This window comes from Bacillus sp. TH17 (genome assembly GCF_016651125.1).
Classification (GTDB): domain Bacteria; phylum Bacillota; class Bacilli; order Bacillales; family Bacillaceae_G; genus Bacillus_A; species Bacillus_A mycoides.
The window spans coordinates 2,292,830-2,311,876 of record NZ_JAEKEN010000001.1; the positions used below are offsets into that span (position 1 = coordinate 2,292,830).

Annotated in this window: 20 protein-coding genes and 3 pseudogenes; 6 read left to right on the forward strand and 17 right to left on the reverse strand. The window is 34.3% G+C overall.

Annotated elements, in window-relative coordinates:
* Positions 1–98: 98 nt before the first annotated feature.
* On the forward strand, positions 99–596 hold the full coding sequence (locus JFT95_RS11565) for a hypothetical protein (RefSeq protein WP_201052260.1): 498 nt from the start codon (positions 99–101) through the stop codon (positions 594–596).
* A gap of 95 nt (positions 597–691) precedes the next feature.
* On the opposite strand, the pseudogene JFT95_RS11570 reads toward JFT95_RS11565, so the two are convergent.
* A pseudogene (locus tag JFT95_RS11570) lies at positions 692–1,325 on the reverse strand (DUF4085 family protein).
* A 220-nt stretch (positions 1,326–1,545) separates the two neighbouring features.
* On the opposite strand from JFT95_RS11570, the pseudogene JFT95_RS11575 reads away from it, so the two are divergent.
* Positions 1,546–2,138: pseudogene (locus JFT95_RS11575) on the forward strand (hypothetical protein).
* Positions 2,139–2,306: 168 nt separating this feature from the next.
* Here JFT95_RS11575 and lpdA read toward each other — a convergent pair.
* From lpdA to JFT95_RS11610, 7 genes are all read right to left on the reverse strand, one after another.
* Positions 2,307–3,686 (reverse strand): dihydrolipoyl dehydrogenase, encoded by a 1,380-nt coding sequence (gene lpdA / locus JFT95_RS11580; RefSeq protein WP_201052261.1) that lies wholly within the window; start codon positions 3,684–3,686, stop codon positions 2,307–2,309.
* A gap of 15 nt (positions 3,687–3,701) precedes the next feature.
* The gene (locus JFT95_RS11585; RefSeq protein ID WP_201052263.1) at positions 3,702–4,901 is read right to left on the reverse strand and encodes a dihydrolipoamide acetyltransferase family protein; all 1,200 of its coding nucleotides are present in this window, start codon (positions 4,899–4,901) and stop codon (positions 3,702–3,704) included.
* A 27-nt stretch (positions 4,902–4,928) separates the two neighbouring features.
* Positions 4,929–5,963: an acetoin:2,6-dichlorophenolindophenol oxidoreductase subunit beta gene (gene acoB / locus JFT95_RS11590; RefSeq protein ID WP_002127716.1), complete on the reverse strand. Its 1,035-nt coding sequence runs from the start codon at positions 5,961–5,963 to the stop codon at positions 4,929–4,931.
* A 17-nt stretch (positions 5,964–5,980) separates the two neighbouring features.
* Complete coding sequence (gene acoA / locus JFT95_RS11595; protein WP_201052265.1) at positions 5,981–6,979, reverse strand: acetoin:2,6-dichlorophenolindophenol oxidoreductase subunit alpha; 999 nt, start codon at positions 6,977–6,979, stop codon at positions 5,981–5,983.
* A gap of 169 nt (positions 6,980–7,148) precedes the next feature.
* The gene (locus JFT95_RS11600) at positions 7,149–7,628 is read right to left on the reverse strand and encodes a DinB family protein (protein WP_002085139.1); all 480 of its coding nucleotides are present in this window, start codon (positions 7,626–7,628) and stop codon (positions 7,149–7,151) included.
* A gap of 41 nt (positions 7,629–7,669) precedes the next feature.
* On the reverse strand, positions 7,670–8,866 hold the full coding sequence (locus JFT95_RS11605) for an MFS transporter (RefSeq protein WP_002013052.1): 1,197 nt from the start codon (positions 8,864–8,866) through the stop codon (positions 7,670–7,672).
* 123 nt (positions 8,867–8,989) lie between these two features.
* Positions 8,990–9,949 (reverse strand): helix-turn-helix domain-containing protein, encoded by a 960-nt coding sequence (locus JFT95_RS11610; protein WP_002065832.1) that lies wholly within the window; start codon positions 9,947–9,949, stop codon positions 8,990–8,992.
* 136 nt (positions 9,950–10,085) lie between these two features.
* On the opposite strand from JFT95_RS11610, the gene JFT95_RS11615 reads away from it, so the two are divergent.
* Together JFT95_RS11615 and JFT95_RS11620 are read left to right on the forward strand one after the other, a co-directional pair.
* Entirely contained in the window at positions 10,086–10,931 is an 846-nt protein-coding gene (locus JFT95_RS11615) for an oxidoreductase (RefSeq protein WP_207192355.1), read from the forward strand.
* 41 nt (positions 10,932–10,972) lie between these two features.
* A complete protein-coding gene (locus JFT95_RS11620) occupies positions 10,973–11,482 on the forward strand; it encodes a GrpB family protein (RefSeq protein ID WP_002200267.1) in 510 nt (169 codons plus the stop codon).
* A 108-nt stretch (positions 11,483–11,590) separates the two neighbouring features.
* On the opposite strand, the gene JFT95_RS11625 is transcribed toward JFT95_RS11620, so the two are convergent.
* From JFT95_RS11625 to JFT95_RS11645, 5 genes are all read right to left on the reverse strand, one after another.
* Positions 11,591–11,974 carry a DUF4181 domain-containing protein gene (locus JFT95_RS11625; RefSeq protein ID WP_002136703.1) on the reverse strand — a complete coding sequence of 128 codons (384 nt, stop codon included), beginning with the start codon at positions 11,972–11,974 and terminating at the stop codon, positions 11,591–11,593.
* A 165-nt stretch (positions 11,975–12,139) separates the two neighbouring features.
* Positions 12,140–12,457 (reverse strand): DUF4181 domain-containing protein, encoded by a 318-nt coding sequence (locus JFT95_RS11630; RefSeq protein WP_201052267.1) that lies wholly within the window; start codon positions 12,455–12,457, stop codon positions 12,140–12,142.
* A 63-nt stretch (positions 12,458–12,520) separates the two neighbouring features.
* Positions 12,521–13,363, reverse strand: coding sequence for a PP2C family serine/threonine-protein phosphatase (locus JFT95_RS11635; RefSeq protein WP_201052268.1), 843 nt, complete (start codon positions 13,361–13,363; stop codon positions 12,521–12,523).
* The gene (locus tag JFT95_RS11640) at positions 13,341–13,832 is read right to left on the reverse strand and encodes an HIT family protein (protein WP_201053641.1); all 492 of its coding nucleotides are present in this window, start codon (positions 13,830–13,832) and stop codon (positions 13,341–13,343) included. The genes JFT95_RS11635 and JFT95_RS11640 overlap by 23 nt, the downstream gene beginning before the upstream one ends.
* Positions 13,833–13,936: 104 nt before the next feature.
* Positions 13,937–14,110, reverse strand: coding sequence for a glycine zipper domain-containing protein (locus JFT95_RS11645; RefSeq protein WP_002127725.1), 174 nt, complete (start codon positions 14,108–14,110; stop codon positions 13,937–13,939).
* A gap of 215 nt (positions 14,111–14,325) precedes the next feature.
* Here JFT95_RS11645 and JFT95_RS11650 point away from each other — a divergent pair.
* Positions 14,326–14,560: pseudogene (locus tag JFT95_RS11650) on the forward strand (hypothetical protein).
* 7 nt (positions 14,561–14,567) lie between these two features.
* Here the strand turns inward: JFT95_RS11650 and JFT95_RS11655 are convergent.
* Positions 14,568–15,443: an ABC transporter permease gene (locus JFT95_RS11655; RefSeq protein WP_201052269.1), complete on the reverse strand. Its 876-nt coding sequence runs from the start codon at positions 15,441–15,443 to the stop codon at positions 14,568–14,570.
* Positions 15,436–16,641, reverse strand: coding sequence for a quaternary amine ABC transporter ATP-binding protein (locus tag JFT95_RS11660; RefSeq protein ID WP_000370622.1), 1,206 nt, complete (start codon positions 16,639–16,641; stop codon positions 15,436–15,438). Before JFT95_RS11660 ends, JFT95_RS11655 begins: the two co-directional genes overlap by 8 nt.
* A gap of 217 nt (positions 16,642–16,858) precedes the next feature.
* Here JFT95_RS11660 and JFT95_RS11665 point away from each other — a divergent pair, with 217 nt between their 5' ends.
* Complete coding sequence (locus tag JFT95_RS11665) at positions 16,859–17,671, forward strand: glycine betaine ABC transporter substrate-binding protein (protein WP_002013035.1); 813 nt, start codon at positions 16,859–16,861, stop codon at positions 17,669–17,671.
* 53 nt (positions 17,672–17,724) lie between these two features.
* Here the strand turns inward: JFT95_RS11665 and clpP are convergent, their stop codons facing one another.
* A complete protein-coding gene (clpP, locus tag JFT95_RS11670) occupies positions 17,725–18,306 on the reverse strand; it encodes an ATP-dependent Clp endopeptidase proteolytic subunit ClpP (protein ID WP_016101280.1) in 582 nt (193 codons plus the stop codon).
* Positions 18,307–18,326: 20 nt separating this feature from the next.
* Positions 18,327–19,013: an RNA polymerase subunit sigma-70 gene (locus tag JFT95_RS11675; protein ID WP_088039528.1), complete on the reverse strand. Its 687-nt coding sequence runs from the start codon at positions 19,011–19,013 to the stop codon at positions 18,327–18,329.
* Between the last annotated feature and the right edge of the window lie 34 nt (positions 19,014–19,047).

Genomic DNA, 19,047 nt, shown 5'->3' on the forward strand with positions numbered 1-19,047 from the left:
ATGTATATTTGCATATTCCACAAACATACTTCCATTTACCTTCCTATTGATGTAAAATTATTCCTATTTTTTACTTTTTAATACAGAAAGGGATTACTATGAAATCTATAATTAAAGTAACTTGTACAGCATTATTATTTACAGGAATAATGGCAGGATGTAGTGGAAATACTGCACCAAAACAAGAAAAGAGCGCTTTTGAAAAGAATGCAATGCATTATGGGGAAATTGTTAAAAATGAATACTATAGAGCAACAGTTGAAAATGCAAAATTTGAAAAAATAGACAAAGAGTGGCGCCTAACAACTCGTGTTATGATTAATAATGTTCGAGACGATGGACAAACTATTGATCTTTCGGAAATAAAATATTTCATACAAGATGAAAAAACTGGTCAAAAATATGAAGGTGAAGCTCATCCGATAGGTGACGAGCACTATAAAAATGTTCCACACGAATTCTCTTTAACTACTGACGTTGTATTTGAAATGAAAACTTCTCCTAAAGACTTAAATAACATGTATTTGTATATTGATAGTAAAGTTGCTCCATTAACAAATACATATTGGAAGCTTGATAATTTAGTATCAAAATAAAAAACAGTCTTAAATGACTGTTTTTTTGTTATCGAACTTGTAAACTTCAGCAAAAGAAACTCTCTTTATTATAAATTAATATACAAATAACCAAGTTATTTTTTCTCAAGCAAGACATCTTTTGCACAAATCGTTACTTCTTCAAATGGGCAATCAAATAACATACCTAATTCAAATCCATCTTCAGTAAGCTCTATTTCATGGTATAGCCACCAAGCACCTTTAAAACTTTCCGACATAGAACATTTCGTCACTCCTGTAAAAGTTAATTGAAGGTTATCGAAATCACTAAAAGTACCACTGCAATCTAATTTTATAGATAAAATATCTTTTGATTTTCTCTCTACAGTTGAAATTTCACTATCATGTAGTAATGCCTCATGTAACTGAATGACATTTGCCGGAAGCATTTCCTTAACGGAATTAAAATGTTCTAAGTATGATCGATCTAATTGTGTCATTCTTTTTTTCATAATCTGCTGTCCACTCTAACAAAAGTTTCTTTAATTCATTAGGGGGATATTCTGAATCAATAGTGTTGTTATAAAAGTATGAATGTAGCGTTTCAGGAAGATAATTTAATAAATCTTCTTTCCTTTCTTCTACTTCATCTTTCAAACTTTGTAAATAATCGGGATCTATTTCTTTACATTTTTCTATTGATTCTATGAAATGTACAAATCCTGAAAGTTGCATTTCTTTATACCAATCTCTTGTAAAATATTTCAATTATATCTCTCCTAAAACATTTCAACATCCAACAAAAGCAATATATCTATTTATTATATCATTCCAATAGCTATTTTTTCTAAAGAATAAATGCAAAACTCTAAATATTCCGCCTGTTATTTCTAAAACTTCAGAATATTTACAAAAATGTGAAATTAGAATACATTTTACATGTACAAGTTTTACCTGTACAAAAATCTAAACAAAAAGGGATGGTTATATGTTGAAGAAATTAGTAGCAGGGACATTAGTAGCAGGTTTTGCATTAACTGGAGGATTAGGAGTAGTAAGTGCTGCAGAAAAAGACAATACAATTAAATCATTTGATTATTTAAAAGTTGATGAAAAGAATGTTAATTCATTCACAAAATTAAGCGATCAATCAAAAAAGACATCCAAATTACTATGGTACTCCCTAAGCAAAATGAAAATGGAGATTGGTTAGCTTATGGCTTTACTAGCAGAGAAACATTGAATGCTTTTATTGAAAAGGATAAAAAGGCACTTAAAAATAAAATTAACCCTTTAGGTAGTGGTGCTGGTAGTACCGATTTTTATGAGCATCAAAATAAAGGTGGACAGTATATTTATTGGAGCAGTGGCTTTAAAAACCTACCTTCTAGCTGGAACGACAGAATTTCTTCTGTAAGTACAGCTTCACCTTCTGCAAGTTATTCAACAACGCTATGGGAACATTCTTCAACTCAAGGATATGGAAAAGGTGTCTCCTTTAGACACTCTGATTGGTATGGTCAAACTGCTAATTTAGCTGCAGATTGGAACGATATAACTTCAGCTATTGAAATTAAATAGTAACAGCGCATTTCAATTAAATAAGTGAAGAAGTTTCAAAACCACTATACTCTCATCGATTAAAAAAACATGAGAGTATAGCGATTTTTCTAGTATCTTTTTATACATATTGCTACTTAAATATTATTTATTAAAAAGACCAGTCCTATTAGACTGGTCTTTTTACCTTCAAGCATGTACAGCATGTCCTACTGCCTGCAATAATGCCTCATGAATCGCTTCAGATAAAGTTGGATGTGCTGCAATATAATCTCTCATTATATCAGCGGTTACTTCTGTATGAATCATCACCGTTCCTTGTCCGATTAGTTCGGTTGCACGAGGACCGATAATAGAAATCCCTACAATTTCTTGATATTTAGGTTCCACAATAACTTTTACTTTCCCCGTTTGTTCTCCAATAATAAGCGCTTTTCCGTTCGCTGTAAATGCGAATTCTCCGATGAGGATGTCACCGTATTGCTCTCTTGCTCCTTTTTCTGTTAAACCGACACTAGCAATTTCTGGAGCTGTATAAATACAGCGAGGTACAGCATGATAGTTTACTTTCACATCTTCTCCGCTCGCGTGTAATGCCGCTGTCGTTCCTTCATGGAAGGCAACGTGAGCAAGCTGTATTCCACCAATCACATCACCCGCTGCGTAAATATGTGATCTATTTGTTTGCATATGTTCATTCACAGAAATTCCTTTATTTGAAAATTGAATGCCTGCTTTTTCTAAAGCTAATTCTTGTACACGTGGTTTTCGACCTACAGAAACGAGAATGGATTCCGGGTTGGCTTCTTGGATACTTCCTTCATATTCAAATGAAGCCTGCTTCTTATAATTATTTAATCCTTTTAAAGCCGCTCCTGTAAATATTTTTACGCCATCATTTTCTAGTTTCTCCCTTAAAATTTGTGCGATATCTTCATCTTCACCAGGTAATAATTGCGATGCCATTTCAACAATCGTAACTTTTGTTCCAAGACGACTATAAATGCTTGCAAACTCGCAACCTATTACACCACCACCAACGATTAATAATGATTTTGGTATATTTTCTAGGGACATTGCATGACTACTATTTAAAATCCACTTCCCATCAAATGGAGCAAAAGGTAATTCAGTTGGTTCTGATCCTGCCGCTATAATAAACTGGTCTCCAACTACTACATCTTCTTTATCACCATGTGTAACTCGCACACGGTGATCCGTTTCAAATTTCGCTTTACCTTGTATAACTTTTATTTTATTTTTCTTCATTAAATATTGTATACCTTGTACGAGTTGCGTAACAATTTGTGATTTTCTCGTCTGTATTTGTTTCCAATCAATTGATATATTCTGCTTATCTACTAATACTCCAAAACGATTCGCATGATTAACAATATCGTATACTTCCGCACTTTCTAACAATGATTTCGTAGGCATACAACCGAAATTTAAACAAGTCCCGCCAAGATCAGCTTCATCAATAAGAGTGACATCTTTTCCATTTTGAGCCGCGGTAATTGCCGCTACATAACCAGCAGGTCCGCCCCCAATAACAACTAAATTACTCATTTTCTCACCTTCTCTTTATAAAAGAATTGTTACAGGCTCTTCTAAATAACGTTTAATTGTGCGTAAAAATGCAGCTGCTGGTGCACCGTCTAGTACACGATGATCGAATGTTAAACTTAAAGGTAACATACTTCCTTTTCTTAATTTTTTCCCTTTATATACAGGAACATGTTCAATTGCACCTACACCTAAAATACCAGTTTCAGGTGTATTTAATACTGGCGTAAAATATTCAATACCGAAGCTACCTAAATTACTAATTGTAAATGTTGTCCCTTGCATATCATCACTACTTAAACTGCCTGCTCGTGCCTTTTGTGCCACATTTTTAATCTCTTTAGATAACTCTACTAAAGATAGATTATTAGCAAAGCGAATAGCTGGAACGACTAATCCTTTTTCTAACGCGACCGCCATACCTAAATGAACATGTTCAAATTGATGAATGGCATCATTTATATACGCGCTGTTCATTTCTTTATGCTCTCTAAGCGCTAATACAACAGCACGAGAAACGAAATCAGTAATAGTTAGTTTGTTATCGTATCGTTTTTGTACAACTTCCGCTATTTCTTTATGTAAAGCAACTAAATCTGTAACATCTACTTTCATCGTTAATGTTAATTGCGCACTATTTTGTAAGCTTGCATGCATACGGTTCGCAATTGCCTTCCGCATACCAGTAACAGGAATGACTTTACTTTCTTCTTGTTCAAGTACTTCTGGAATCGGCACTCTTTCTTCAAGCACCTTTAACACATCTACCTTTGTAATTCTTCCACCAGGACCTGTACCAACTAATGCCTTGATATCCAGATTTTCAGACTTTGCAATTTTCTTCGCAACAGGTGAAATTTTGATTCTTTGATTTGCTATTTCTTTCGCATATGGTTCTGGATGTTGTATATTTTTAGGTTCTGGATTAGGTATTTTTTCTTCTACAACATTTGTACTTTCATAGACTTCTATTTTTTCGTCCGGTTTACCGATGTAGCAAATTACAGTACCCGGCGGCACTCCCTCATCTTCACTTACAGCTATATCAAGAACAGTTCCATCAGCTGGTGCTTCTATTTCAGTTTCGATTTTTTCCGAGTTAATACTAGCAATTAGTTCACCTTTTTCTACATTATCACCTGCTTTAATATTCCAGCTCGTAATAATACCTTCTTTCATCGCCATACCTAACTTCGGCATTACAACTTCTACAGCCATGTTTCTCTCTCCCTTCTCATCGTTTCATTACACATGTAATAAAGATTGGTCTCCGATCATTTCTGATACAGTCTCAATTACTTTCTCCGGCGTTGGTAAATATAACTTTTCAAGTGGTGGCGAAAACGGAACTGGTGTATGTGGTGCTGTAATTCGTTTAATAGGTGCATCTAACAAATCGAATCCTTTATCCGCTACAATTGCCGCAATATCTGTTGCGATACTACATCTTGGATTTGCTTCGTCAATAACAATTAGGCGATTCGTTTTTTCAACAGATGCTAAAATCGTATCTTCATCCAGCGGTGATAAAGAACGTGGATCGATTACTTCTACTTCGAGTCCTTTTTCCGATAATTGCTTTGCAGCTGCAAGTGCTGTATGAACTTGTTTTCCAATTGCAACGATTGTTACATCAGAACCTTCACGTTTAATATCTGCTTTTCCTAAAGGAATTGTATAGTGCCCTTCTGGTACTTCGCCTTTCATATTGTAAAGTGTTTTATCTTCAAAGAAGATTACTGGATCGTCATCTTCAATTGCCGCTAATAATAAGCCTTTTGCGTCATAAGGAGTGGAAGGAACGACAACTTTTATACCTGGAATGCTCGTAAATAACGCATATAAACTTTGTGAATGCTGTGCCGCTGCGCTAAATCCAGCACCGTGCATCGTACGTACTGTAACTGGCACTTTCGCTTTTCCACCGAACATATAGCGGAACTTTGCACCTTGGTTTAATACTTGATCAAGACAACTACCGATAAAATCATTAAACATTAATTCAGCTATCGGACGTAAACCTGTTGCAGCAGCTGCCATCGCCGCTCCCATATAACCCGCTTCTGAAATTGGAGTATCTAAAATACGATTTCGACCAAATTCTTGTACAAGTCCTTTCGTAACACCGAGTACACCGCCCCATGCTTCATCATCTTGCAAGTGATCCACTTGTGCACCGCCTGCAACATCTTCTCCGATTAAAATTACGTTTTCATCACGACGCATTGATATTTTCATCGCTTCATTAATTGCAGTTGACATACTTACTGTTCTAGTCATTATTTTTCACCCTCCTCTTATTTGTAAGAAACGTATACATCTTTTAATAATTCTTCATCCTCTGGATATGGACTGTTTTCACTAAATTCAATTGATTTTTGTACTGCTTCATCTACTGCCTTTTCCATATCCACAAGTTCGGATTCCGTTAATAAAGCTTCATGAATTAAATGCTTGCGGAAATGCACAATCGCATCTTTTTCATTTAAATGTTCTTCTTTTTCTTCCGCTGTTTTATACGTTTGTGCTTCTCCTTCAAAATGACCGTAATTACGATATGTCATGCATTGAATTAAAGTTGGGCCACCGCCATTACGTGCACGCTCAACAGCCTCTTCCGCCGCTTTATATACTGCTAATAGATCTTTTCCATCTACTTGAACACCCGGAATGTTATATGCTTTTGCACGATCAGCAATAGAGTTACAACTAGAAGCATATTCAAATGTTGTTGCTTCACCGTAACCGTTATTTTCTGCGATAAAAATAACTGGTAACTTCCAAATCGCTGCTAAATTAACCCCTTCATGGAATGTTCCTTCATTATTTGCTCCGTCACCGAAGAAGCAAACACTTACATCTTTCGTTCCTTTATATTTAGCTGTTAATGCTGAACCGCAAGCAAGTGGAAAACCTCCGCCTACAATCCCATTTGCACCAAGCATTCCTTTATCTAAATCGGCAATATGCATTGAACCACCTTTACCTTTACATAACCCTGTCGCTTTCCCAAAAAGTTCGGCCATCATGCCATTTAAATCACAACCTTTTGCGATACAATGGCCGTGACCTCTATGCGTACTTGTAATACTGTCACTATCTGTTAAGTGGGCACATACACCAACTGCTACTGCTTCTTCACCAGCGTATAAATGAACGAAACCTGGCAGAACGCCTTGCGCGAATAATTCATGCACCTTGTCTTCAAACTTACGAATCTCTAACATTTTTTCATACATCCAACGAGCTTGTTCTTTCGTAATTTCATTCCCTTTACTTTCAGTTGTTTTTAACATGTCCAGCCCTCCTATTTTCTTGTTCATCTTTTATATTGCAAGTACTGTGCCAAATTCTAATCCCTGATTTAATAGGTTTTCTCTTTTCTTTCATAATAAAAAAGTGGACAAAATGAGACATCTGTCTCGTTTTGTCCACTTTTGTTCACCTAATTTGAGAATTATTATCTTATTCATTATCAAAACTCTTCTGTAATTTCCGAATGTAAATAATTTGACCAATGTGATACGCGTTATGAGTCGTTACATTAGCTAATACTTCCCACCACTTCGCAGATACAGGAAATCCAATTACATCACTTTCAACCTTGTCTTCATTTATGAGACTTTGCCATTGTAACAGTTTCTCTAATAGTTTTTCTCTTAACTCTTCAAATGTTTGATTATCTGATAGCATAAAACTTTTGTTATTATCACCAATAGCGGGCACAGCATTAACATTTGATTCTTTGTACCTAGTTTGCCACGTCGTATTCCAATACAGTAAATGTTGTACAATTTCAGCTATACTATTACACTCTTCATTCGGTTTCCAGAAAGCTTCTCTCTCAGATAAATCCTTAACTGCATCTGAAAATGGAATATACCAACTGGGATCATTCGCATTTGCTAATAACTGATCTGCTAATACGTCTTTAACATGGAACACTTTGCTTCCCCCCATTAAAAAGATTCATTTCAAGACAATACTCACTTCTCTATATACGCTGAGTTTGCCAGATCCCCTCTTTTTAGCCTTAATCCCAAACATATGCACATAAAGAAACCAAAAGCACCTAATCCATAAGCTGTTGTATATCCACTTTCCCCGATAATCCATCCTGCAAGTCCTGGTCCAATCATTTGACCAACTGCATAGAAAACGGATATAAAACTAATTGCCATTGAGACATATTTCGGAGATACTTGCTTTGAAGCAGCAACTTGAATTAATAAAAGGATACCTCCGAGGCTGGAACCCCAAATAATTGCCGACATGATAAAGCCAATGGTATGTCCAAATATAATTGGAATCATATCACCTATTACAGCTAATAAAAGTGCAATACATAACGTCTTCTTTATACCAACCCGATCCGAAATCAATCCCCAGACAGGAGCTCCTACGATTGAAAACATTCCTGCAATCGCATAAACAGTTCCCGAAATTGATGCCGCAATACCATTATTAATCATAAAACTAGTTTGATATAAATTTGGAATTAAATAAACAACGCCCACAATAAAATACATCCATGCAATGATGTATAGCTCTTTCGTTTTCCATAAAAACGACTTATTATTCCTTTCCCCCTCATCTTCAGTAACTTCTGGATTTTTCAAAACAATTGAGGCAACGAATACAACAATACATGTAATAACTCCAAACAAAAGCCATGAACCACGCCAACTATACTCTGGAAATGCACGTACTATATAAGGAACAATTATTCCACTAAATAGCATCCCTATGCCAGCACCGCTTAATAATAGCCCCATTGCAGTTCCTCTTTTTTCTGGAAACCATCCTACTGTTATTGACATGAGTGGTGTATATACAAGGGCACTACCAGCTCCAGCACATAACATACAAATAGAGGCTATCCAAAATGAGGAGACAAATGCTAATCCTATTAAACTTATAACGACGAGCCAACTCCCTATTAATAAAACTGATTTTGCTCCAAAACGGATAGTAAGTATTCCAGATGTTCCGACTGTTAATAAATACCCTAAAAAGAGTATGGTTCCTAACATACCTGCTTGAGCTGTAGATAAATGGAGTCCTTCTTGCATAAACGGCAATATAATTCCATATGCCATACGTGCAAAACCCGTCGTTGTTATAATAAGAAACATTCCTGTTAATACAAATATCCAAAAATGACTTTCATTCCGTTCTTTCATTTAAATTCCTCCATAAAAAGTTATTTCCAATTGGATGTTGTTTGTAATTATAATGACCATTACAAAAAGCAACTACCAAATGACGGAGGAATTTACGGTATAGCGGATTATTCCTGTTTTACGTTAATAAATACGTAAAAATTCTGATGGATTCATTCCATACTTTTTACGAAATAACTCTGAAAAATGACTGACATTATTGTATCCAACTGCAAATGCCGTTTCGGTCACATTACTATTTCCCGAACGCAGTAAATCTATCGCATGCTCCATACGCTTTTCTCGTAAATATGCAAATGTGGACATCCCAAATAATTCTTTAAACCCAATTTTTAATTTATAATCATTTAACTCTACTATTTTAGCTAATTCTAATAATGATGGGGGTGATTCCATTCGTTGAAGTAAAATTTCTTCAGCCTGTTTTATTTTATTCAAATCCTGTTTTGATAATTGACTCCTTTTATTTGCGTCACAATCATTAAGCAACACTCTCCCCAAATGTATAGAAAGCAATTCGAGCGCTTTACTTTCTAATTCTAGTTGACTAATACGATCCTTTTGGGGATGCTCTATCATTCTCTTAATAAGATTAGATGTTATAGAATCAATTGGATTTTGAAACTTTTTAAAAGATTGATTTCCTAATATAGAATGAAAATCAAGACTTTTTTCAATAGCATTATTCATCATGAAATGATTAAACAATTGTACAGGAATCCCAATCGCTAATGAATATAGAGGCGTTTCTTTTTCATATTCAAATACTACATCAAAATCATTCATAAAATATAAATAGCTATTTCCAGTCATTAATTCATACGAAGAATGACCAACTTGCACTCCTCCGAACCCTTGTAAACAAAAATTAAGCTCCACCATTGCTGCATCAGATGCAAACTGGATGCGATGGTTATTATGAAATTGATAATTTGATAACACAATTTCCATACCTGAAAATGAAGTCCATCTTCGTATTTCACCCATACCTATTGTTTTTGGAACATTCATATGTCTTTCCTCTACAACTTGTAAACCATAAAAATATTTATGAAAAATATCATGAAAACCGTTAGTCTCTATGAAACCCACACTCCTTTTATGTAAAAACCAAAATTTAATTGATAATTATTTTCAATTATATCAAATATCTTTATACAATAAATAGATTTTCTCTTTATAACTCGTTATGATAAAAGAAAAAGAAAGCGAGCGAACAATGAATAAAAAAATCGCGATTATTACAGGAGCATCAAGTGGATTCGGACTTTTAACGACACTTGAACTTGCAAAAAAAGACTATTTTGTCATTGCTACAATGCGCAATCTTGAGAAACAAATAGACTTAATATCTCAAGCTACTAAACTCGACTTACAACAAAATATAAAAGTTCAACAATTAGATGTAACAGATCAAGGTTCTATACATAACTTCCAATTATTTTTAAACGAAATAAACAGAATAGACATTCTCATAAATAATGCAGGATATGCAAATGGGGGCTTTATCGAAGAAATCCGAGTGGAGGACTACCGTAAACAATTTGAAACAAATCTTTTTGGAGCTATATCCATCACGCAACTTGTCTTACCATATATGAGAAAGCAGAAAAGCGGAAAAATCATTAATATAAGCAGTATTAGCGGGAAAGTAGGATTCCCTGGTCTATCTCCTTACGTTTCTTCAAAATATGCATTAGAAGGCTGGAGTGAATCCCTTCGCTTAGAAGTAAAGCCTTTCGGAATAGACGTTGCCTTACTTGAACCTGGTTCTTATAACACGAACATATGGGAAGTTGGTAAACAATTAGCTGAAAACCAATCTGATACAACCTCTCCTTACAAAGAATATATGGATAAAATACAAAAGCACATAAACAATGGCAACGATACACTTGGTAATCCGATGGATGTTGCAAATAAAATCGTAGAAATTGCTGAAGCAAGGCGTACTACATTACGATACCCAATTGGGAAAGGTGTAAAATTTATGATCTTTGCGAAGAAGGTTCTTCCTTGGAGATTGTGGGAGTTTCTTGTATTGAGGAGTTTTAAGAAGATGTAAAGTAACTTTATTGAAAAAATATGTAAGGGGGTGCTAATTAAATGCTAGGTTTACCCTATGGTAAAGTGTTTTTAGTTCCGTGGTCCGAAGAGTGGGAATTTGAGTTTTCAAAAGAAAAACAATTAATTGAGGAACACATTGGAAAATATATTTTAGCGATACACCATATTGGAAGTACTTCCATCCCGCATTTAAGCGCAAAACCTATTATTGATATTGCGATGGAATTAAGAGATTCCAAAAGTGGTCTAAAATGTATTACGAACCTAGAACAATTAAATTATAAATATAGAAAAGATGTATTACCCGAAAGGTATTATTTCAATAAAGGTGAGCCAAGAACTCATCAAATTCATATGTATGAACAAGGGAATCCATATTTAATAGAACAATTAAAATTCAGAGATTACTTAATAGACAATAAAACTTCTCGTATGCAGTATGAACAGTTAAAGATTCAACTTTCAACAGCTAACCCTAATGATAAGCATAAATATGCAGAGGATAAAACAAATTTCATTAAATCCATATTGGCTAAAATAAATGATTAAATTGCGAAGACCGAACTTCGTACACATAATAAGAAACCATTCATGTATAGATAAATGGTTTCTTATTAATTAGTTATTTCATTATTTATACCTTCAAAAATCATTTTATTATGCAGCAGATGGGAAGAAGTAAAATAGTATTGAAGTCATAAAAATAAACGTGAATATCCCAATTATCGAAAATATATATTCTTTCGATTCTCTATCATACTTCCATTCCATCAATGCTCTTAGGATTATCGTCCCCCCTAAATAAGTAAAAATGACATAAGCAATATTTACACTTTCGAATTTAAAGATAAATATAAAGCTAGTTATTAAATAAATAAAAAGTAGTCCTATTTCCAATTTTTTATGTAAACTATTTACATGTTTCTTATATCCCCAAAATCCGCTCTTTGGCATATTCAATTTTTTTCTTAAAAATCGATCCAAAAAGTAGCCCGCTATACAAAAAACAAAAATTATAATCCAAAATGTATAGGTTCTCAATATCATTCCTCCTATTACTTCATTGAATTGTTTAAAATAAAGTGGACTATAGTAACGGTTATTGAACGAGTATTCTTGAATGATCTTCATTAAAAATGATCGATTCTGCACGTAAGAAAGGTTTTTTCATTTCTTCTCTTCTTCTTGCTTTAAATTTATACTATATTAAAGGAAGAAATATAGTATGAACCCTGTTATTATTAATGCTGCAACTCCTAATAATGAAATCAAAAACTCCCGCGATTCCTTATCATATTTCCACTCCATATATGATTGAAATCCATATAACGTAATAAAAAATAAAGGAGGTACATAGCCCATAAATATACGATTTGGAAGAAAAGTGCTTATAGCAATAACAACTATATAAGAGGAAATAATAATTCTATTTCCCCATTTATGTGTATCATTCACATGTTGGTTATTCCATCCTTTTTGTTTCGGTATATTTAACTGTCTTCTCGCTATTCTTTCAAAAACCAATAAAGATAGCACCCATAAAATTAATAAGGATATTTTTGTAACTGACAGAAAACCCTCTCCTTTTTATTTTTTCACTTTAATTTTCTCCGGCTGATCACTCGGATACGTAGCATATGCATCATTTTCATAATCCCAACTAATAATGGTCGCACTATCTCGTCCGAATTGATGATGAACATGTTCTAACACATTATGAATATTTTCTTTTAACTCAATATTTTTTCCATTCATATCATTATAAAGATTTAATGGCGTTTCATAACGGCGTTCCCCGCATTCTAATACCCCATCTGTCACCATTACAATTCGATTCTTTCCAGTACGTAGTTCACGAATTCCTGAAGAATAGCAAGGAACGGGTAAATCAAATGTGTTTACATTTCCAATCCATTCGTAAAAGTGGCGTTGATTCAATGTATATTGTCCTAATTTATGTAATTCATCATGAAATACATAAACTAAGCAATCACCTATGGAAAGCCACCATATGTAATTTTCTTTTCTTACGCATATTAAGCAAGCAGTTTCACCTTTTACTCTTTTACAGTTTTCTTTAAATGAGGAGGATTGAAAAATTGTAAGTATATGATTTTCAACAGATCGAAATACTGTTTTAATTGATTCTTTCATAATCGCTTTTATATTTTCATATTCTTTTTGGATTGTATTTACTACTAATTCAACACTTTTCGCACTATTATGCCCGTCTAATATAACAGCGAATTCCCAATCACCATTCGACCAAACTAATGCACCGTCTTCATTCTTTTTTGCTCCGGCACTTATATTCCCGCCGTATTTACCAAGTACAATATCACCATATTGCTTGACTGAAACTTCGTCTAAACACATTTCTCTACTTCCAACCCATGAATATTGTGTATTATTTGTTGTATGCATACTCATTTACCATATACTTTCGTATTCTTTCGCATAGTTTTTTTATTTTCTCTGAATCTCCATGTGGTACACCAGTCCAATTTGCTACTTCAGTCGGTGACCAAAACTCTTTTGGTGTATTTGGATAACGTGGAATAATGTGCATATGCAAATGTGGTACACCATTACCTGAAACGAAACTGTAAATATGTTCTGCACCTTTGCTTTCTTTAAGCGCTTTACTTACTCTACTTGTTATCAGTCCGAATGCCTTTGCCTCATCTTCAGTTAATTCAGCGAGACCAGGTACATGTCTCTTTATATCAATCATTACATAACCAAGATATGTTTCTTCTGCATCCCAATGGACATGTCCAACGTAAATGAGTTCATCTTCGTAAATAGCTCCACCTGAAACTGTAATGTTCCCTTTATGTTTTTCACAAATGAAGCAGTTTTGTTCTGCTTGATTGTTTATTGGCATATCCATCACCATCCTTTGCATATATAATATCATAAAAAAAGGAAAAATAGGTTTTATATTCCGAAAATTCAATCTTTTGAAAGTAGAATTTTCACATTAAAATAATTTACAACTCATTATTTCTTCAAAAGCGTAATCCCCATTCCAACTGCAATCCCAATCGCTATTCCGATTGCTATATTATCAGTAAATACACCAGGAATTACACCGATTACAACACCTATAGCGACACCAATTGTCATAGCATCATTTCTTTTTTTATTATTAGCCAAAATAGCATCTCCTCTCATAATTTCTCCCCATATAATATCCATTTACATGAACGTTGCTGTCTACTAATATATTTGCTATTCCGCTTGAAAATTTCCAGAAAATGTACTTTATTACTTTTCCATTCCCCCTACATAATCCTCTTCGTTTGAAAGAATTTTTAAGTCACCATTACATATACATAGGCATTTACTATAAGAAAGATCAGTAATTTATTGAAGGAGGAACGATTCAAATGTATCCTCATTGGAATCCAAATATAAATCAACAATATGCTTACCCCCCATCCAGTAAGGAATACACTGCATTATGATTCGCAATACATGATGCAGCGCATCGCAAGCCTTGAAAGCCAATTAGCTAAATTAATCTCATTAATCGAAGAAAATAATCAATTAATAAAATCAATGGAACAACAGCAAAACCAAGTTTGTGCACCAGCTGGAGGTTCTGTTATTGTTCGGATGTAATTCGAATTCAAAAAACACACTTTGTAGTATAAAGTGTGTTTTTTGAATTATTTTCTTTTGTATAAAACCCTTGCGTAATTCGGTCTAATATAATCGCAATCACGACGATAGCTAGTCCAGCTTCAAATCCCATTCCGATATTTACTTGTGTTACAGAGCGATATACATCGACGCCAAGTCCTGGCGCTCCTACAAGTGAAGCTGTTACAACCATTGATAACGAAAGCATAATACTTTGATTCACGCCAGCCATGATCGTTCCCGTTGCGAGCGGTAATTGTACTTTAAATAATTTTTGTGATGCGGTAGAGCCAAACGCATTCGCAGCTTCAATTAAATCTTCTGGAACTTGTCTAATTCCTAAGTCTGTAAATCTGATTGTCGGTGGCATAGCAAAAATAACGGAAGCAATAATGCCTGGTACGACGCCTACTCCAAAAAATGTTATCGCGGGAATGAGATAGACGAATGCCGGCATTGTTTGCATAAAATCTAATGTCGGTTTTAAAAATTTTGAGAAACGTTCATTTTGAGATGCTAAAATGCCAATGGGAATTCCGATAATAATTGAAATAATAACTGACGTAAGTACGAGCGCTAATGTTTGCATCGTTTGTGCCCAGTAGTTAATATTTAAAATAAATAATAATCCGATGAGCGTAAAAATGACTAAAGATAATTTCCTCGTTGTGTACCAAATGAGGAAACATAAGATGATAATCATCACTATGGCTGGTATTATTGTTAAAAAATTAGTGAGTAAATCAACAAATCCACCGATAATATAGGAGAATCCTCGGAACAAGCCTTCAAAGTGCTCATATAAACTTGCAACAAATGAATCGACCCATTCGCCTAATGGAATGCGCGGAATATTATTCATCGTCTTTCACCTCTTCCTCAATGTTACCTGCAAGAGCTTGAATGACACTTTCACGTTTAATAATTCCTCTCAACCTTTTCTTTTCATCAATTACGGGTAATGGATATTTCATCTCCGCCATTTTTGCATACGTTTCTTCCAGTAATGTATCTAGATAAACGTGTGGAATATCGTTAAGTAATAAATCAGCAATCGGCCACTGTTTTTGTACTGCTTTACTTGCATCATCCGCAGTTAATATACCTAAAAATTCATACTTTTTGTTTACAACATATACGGTAGAAACACCTGCATTCCTCATAATTTGAAGTGCTACACGTGGTCCACGATCAATTAATAAAGTCTCCGGTCGTTTTAATATAGATTCCGCCGTAATTACTTTTCCTAAATTCACGTCCGCCACGAATTTCTCTACAAATTCATTGGCAGGACTCATCATAATTTCTTCCGGCGTTCCAATTTGAACGATTTCTCCATCTTTCATTAATGCGATACGATCACCAATTCGAAGAGCTTCATCTAAATCATGTGTAATAAAAATAATTGTTTTTTCCATTTTATCTTGTAACTCTAACAATTCATCTTGCATTTCTTTTCGAATTAGTGGATCTAATGCACTAAATGACTCGTCCATTAGTAATACATCTGGATTATTCGTTAGTGCCCTTGCAATTCCAACACGCTGCTGCATACCACCACTAAGTTGACTAGGGTAATTATCTTTATGATGATCGAGTCCTACTAACTGTAGCGATTCTAACGCCTTATTTTCTCGTTCCTCTACTGGAACTCCTTGAATTTCTAACCCGTACGCAACGTTTTGTATTACCGTACGATGTGGAAATAAAGCAAACTTCTGAAAAACCATACTCATTTTCGTCCTTCTTACTCTTCGCAATTCTTCTTTTCCCATCGTTGCGATGTCTTCACCATCTATGTATATATGCCCGGCTGTCGGTTTGATTAATTGATTTAGCATTCGAACTAGCGTTGATTTCCCACTACCAGACAAACCCATAATAACGAAAATTTCTCCAGTGTATACTTCAAACGTTGCCTTTTTCACACCAACGTTCATTCCTGTCTCCTTTAAAATTTCCGATTTGCTTTTTCCTTCTTTTAATAAGGTAAGCGCTCGTTGCGGATGTTTCCCAAAGACTTTTGTTACATTTTCAACACGTACCTTTGTATTATCCATGTCACTACTCCTTTTCTACCCATCTATTTACATAGTGTTGCGATTTTACAGAGAAATATTACATAAAAATGACATATATAAGATTTCTTTAAAAATTCTTGTTTCCGTTCATAATAAGAAGGTTCACTTATAGATTAATTTATAAAAAGCAAAAGCTTCACAGGAGGTTTTGAATGCGAAAAAAATATGGATTATAAGTCTGTTACTATTTATTAGTATGATTTTCACTTCTTGTAATGCAACAAATGCAAATTCGAAAGGAAAAATTAAACTTGGTGTAACAAGTTGGAAAGAAAATATCGCAACCGCAAATATGTGGAAAGTTTTATTAGAAGAAAAAGGCTATAAAGTTGAACTCATGTATTTAGAAAAAGCTGCGATATGGACTGGCGTCGCACGTGGTGATGTTGATGCGAATCTAGAAGTATGGCTTCCTGTTACAGATAAACCATTAAATGCCCGTTACAAAGATGACTTCGTCTTAAAATCAAAATGGTATGAAGGTACTGGGCTTGGTTTAGTCGTCCCTTCTTATGTGAAAAACGTTAACAGTATTGAAGATTTAAATGCACATAAAGATGAGCTAGATAATAAAATTGTTGGGATTGAACCTGGTAGTAGCCTAATGAATTTAACGAATAAAGCAATGAAGGAATATGATATAAAACTAAAACTTGTCCAATCTTCAGAAGCTGCGATGATGAGCGAACTAAAGAAGGCATATACGAAAAAGAAACCAATTGCTGTTACGCTTTGGAATCCTCATTGGGGCTTTTCAGAATTTGACTTAAAATATTTAAAAGACCCTAAGAAAGTATATGGTGAAAAAGATGACATTTATTACTCAGTTCGTAAAGGTTTCGAAAAAGATCATCCGGATATTGTGAAATACTTTGATCAATGGAAAATGAACGATGAACAACTAGGTACTTTAATGGTCATGCTAAATAAAACGAAAGATCCAGAAGAAGCCGCGCGAAAATGGATTAAAAAGAATCAAGCTTTAGTTGATGAATGGATAAAAGAATAAAGAATGACAAAAACAGGCTAGAGAATTTAGTATATTCTCTAGCCTGTTTTATGTTATTTTTTCTCAATAACTGCATCGACAATTCCATATTCCTTCGCTTCTACTGCCGTCATAAAATAATCTCTTTCTGTATCATGTGCTACTTTTTCAACTGGTTGCCCTGTTCGCTCTGCGATAATTTTATTTATATCGTGTTTTAACTTTAAAATTCTTTTTGCTGTAATTTCAATCTCCGTCGCTTGCCCTTTTACACCGCCAAGCGGTTGATGAATCATGATTTCACTGTTAGGGAGCGCAAATCTTTTTCCTTTTGCGCCAGCTAATAGTAAAAGCGCACCGAATGATGCCGCAAAGCCCATACAAAGTGTTTGCACATCTGGTTTAATAAGGTTCATCGTATCTAATATTGCAAATCCCGCTGTCGTTGAACCACCCGGACTATTGATATACAGGAATATATCTTTTTCTGCATCTTCCGCTTCTAAAAACAATAATTGTGCTACTACACTGCTTGCAACTTGATCGTTAATTTCTGAACCAATCATAATAATTCGGTCTTTTAATAATCTTGAATATATATCATAGGAGCGTTCTCCTAATTTCGTTTGTTCTATTACGTAAGGAATTACACTCATTATAAATCCCTCCATCTGTTTTATGCCGCATTAAGCATACAACTGTAAGAAGAAGATTGTTTCATACTGAAGAATAACACTGGTTGTATTGATGGTAACTTAGTGAAATCTATTGTTGGGAGAAGTTTCGTCAACAATTCAGGTCTTTCTTCTCGAATAGAAGTTACAACGATTTCAACATCATCCGTGTACTCCACTATTTCAATGCCTTCTTCATTTACAGTTTTCAGCCTATTTCTACTCCTAAATAAAGATGCTTTCACTGCCCCTTCTGATACAGAGCATATCTTTGCAATATCCGCGATACTATATTGAAAAACATCCTTCAATAATAAAATTACGGATTGTTGCACATTTAACGAAGACAATACTTTCCCTACCATTTCATGCAAATCTGCAATTTTTCCATGTGGTTCTTCAAATGTATTTTGCTGTTCTAACTTTTCTTGAACGGATTTTGATTTCATTTGATCTAACCATTGATTTCGAGCAATTTTATACAGAAGCGTTATACAAATTTCCTTCTCACTATACTTTTGAAGAACTTTGCAAATTGCTTCTTGGGCAAGGTCTTCCCCATCCCATTTGTTTTTCGTCAAAAACGTACAGTATCTTTTTACCTCTGCATAATGTGTAATTAAAAAATTTATATTTGAATGATTCATATCGATATGATTCTTTAAAACCTGAGTTACTTTTGTGCACAAAATAACCACTCCTTTTCAGCGCTTACTTATTAAA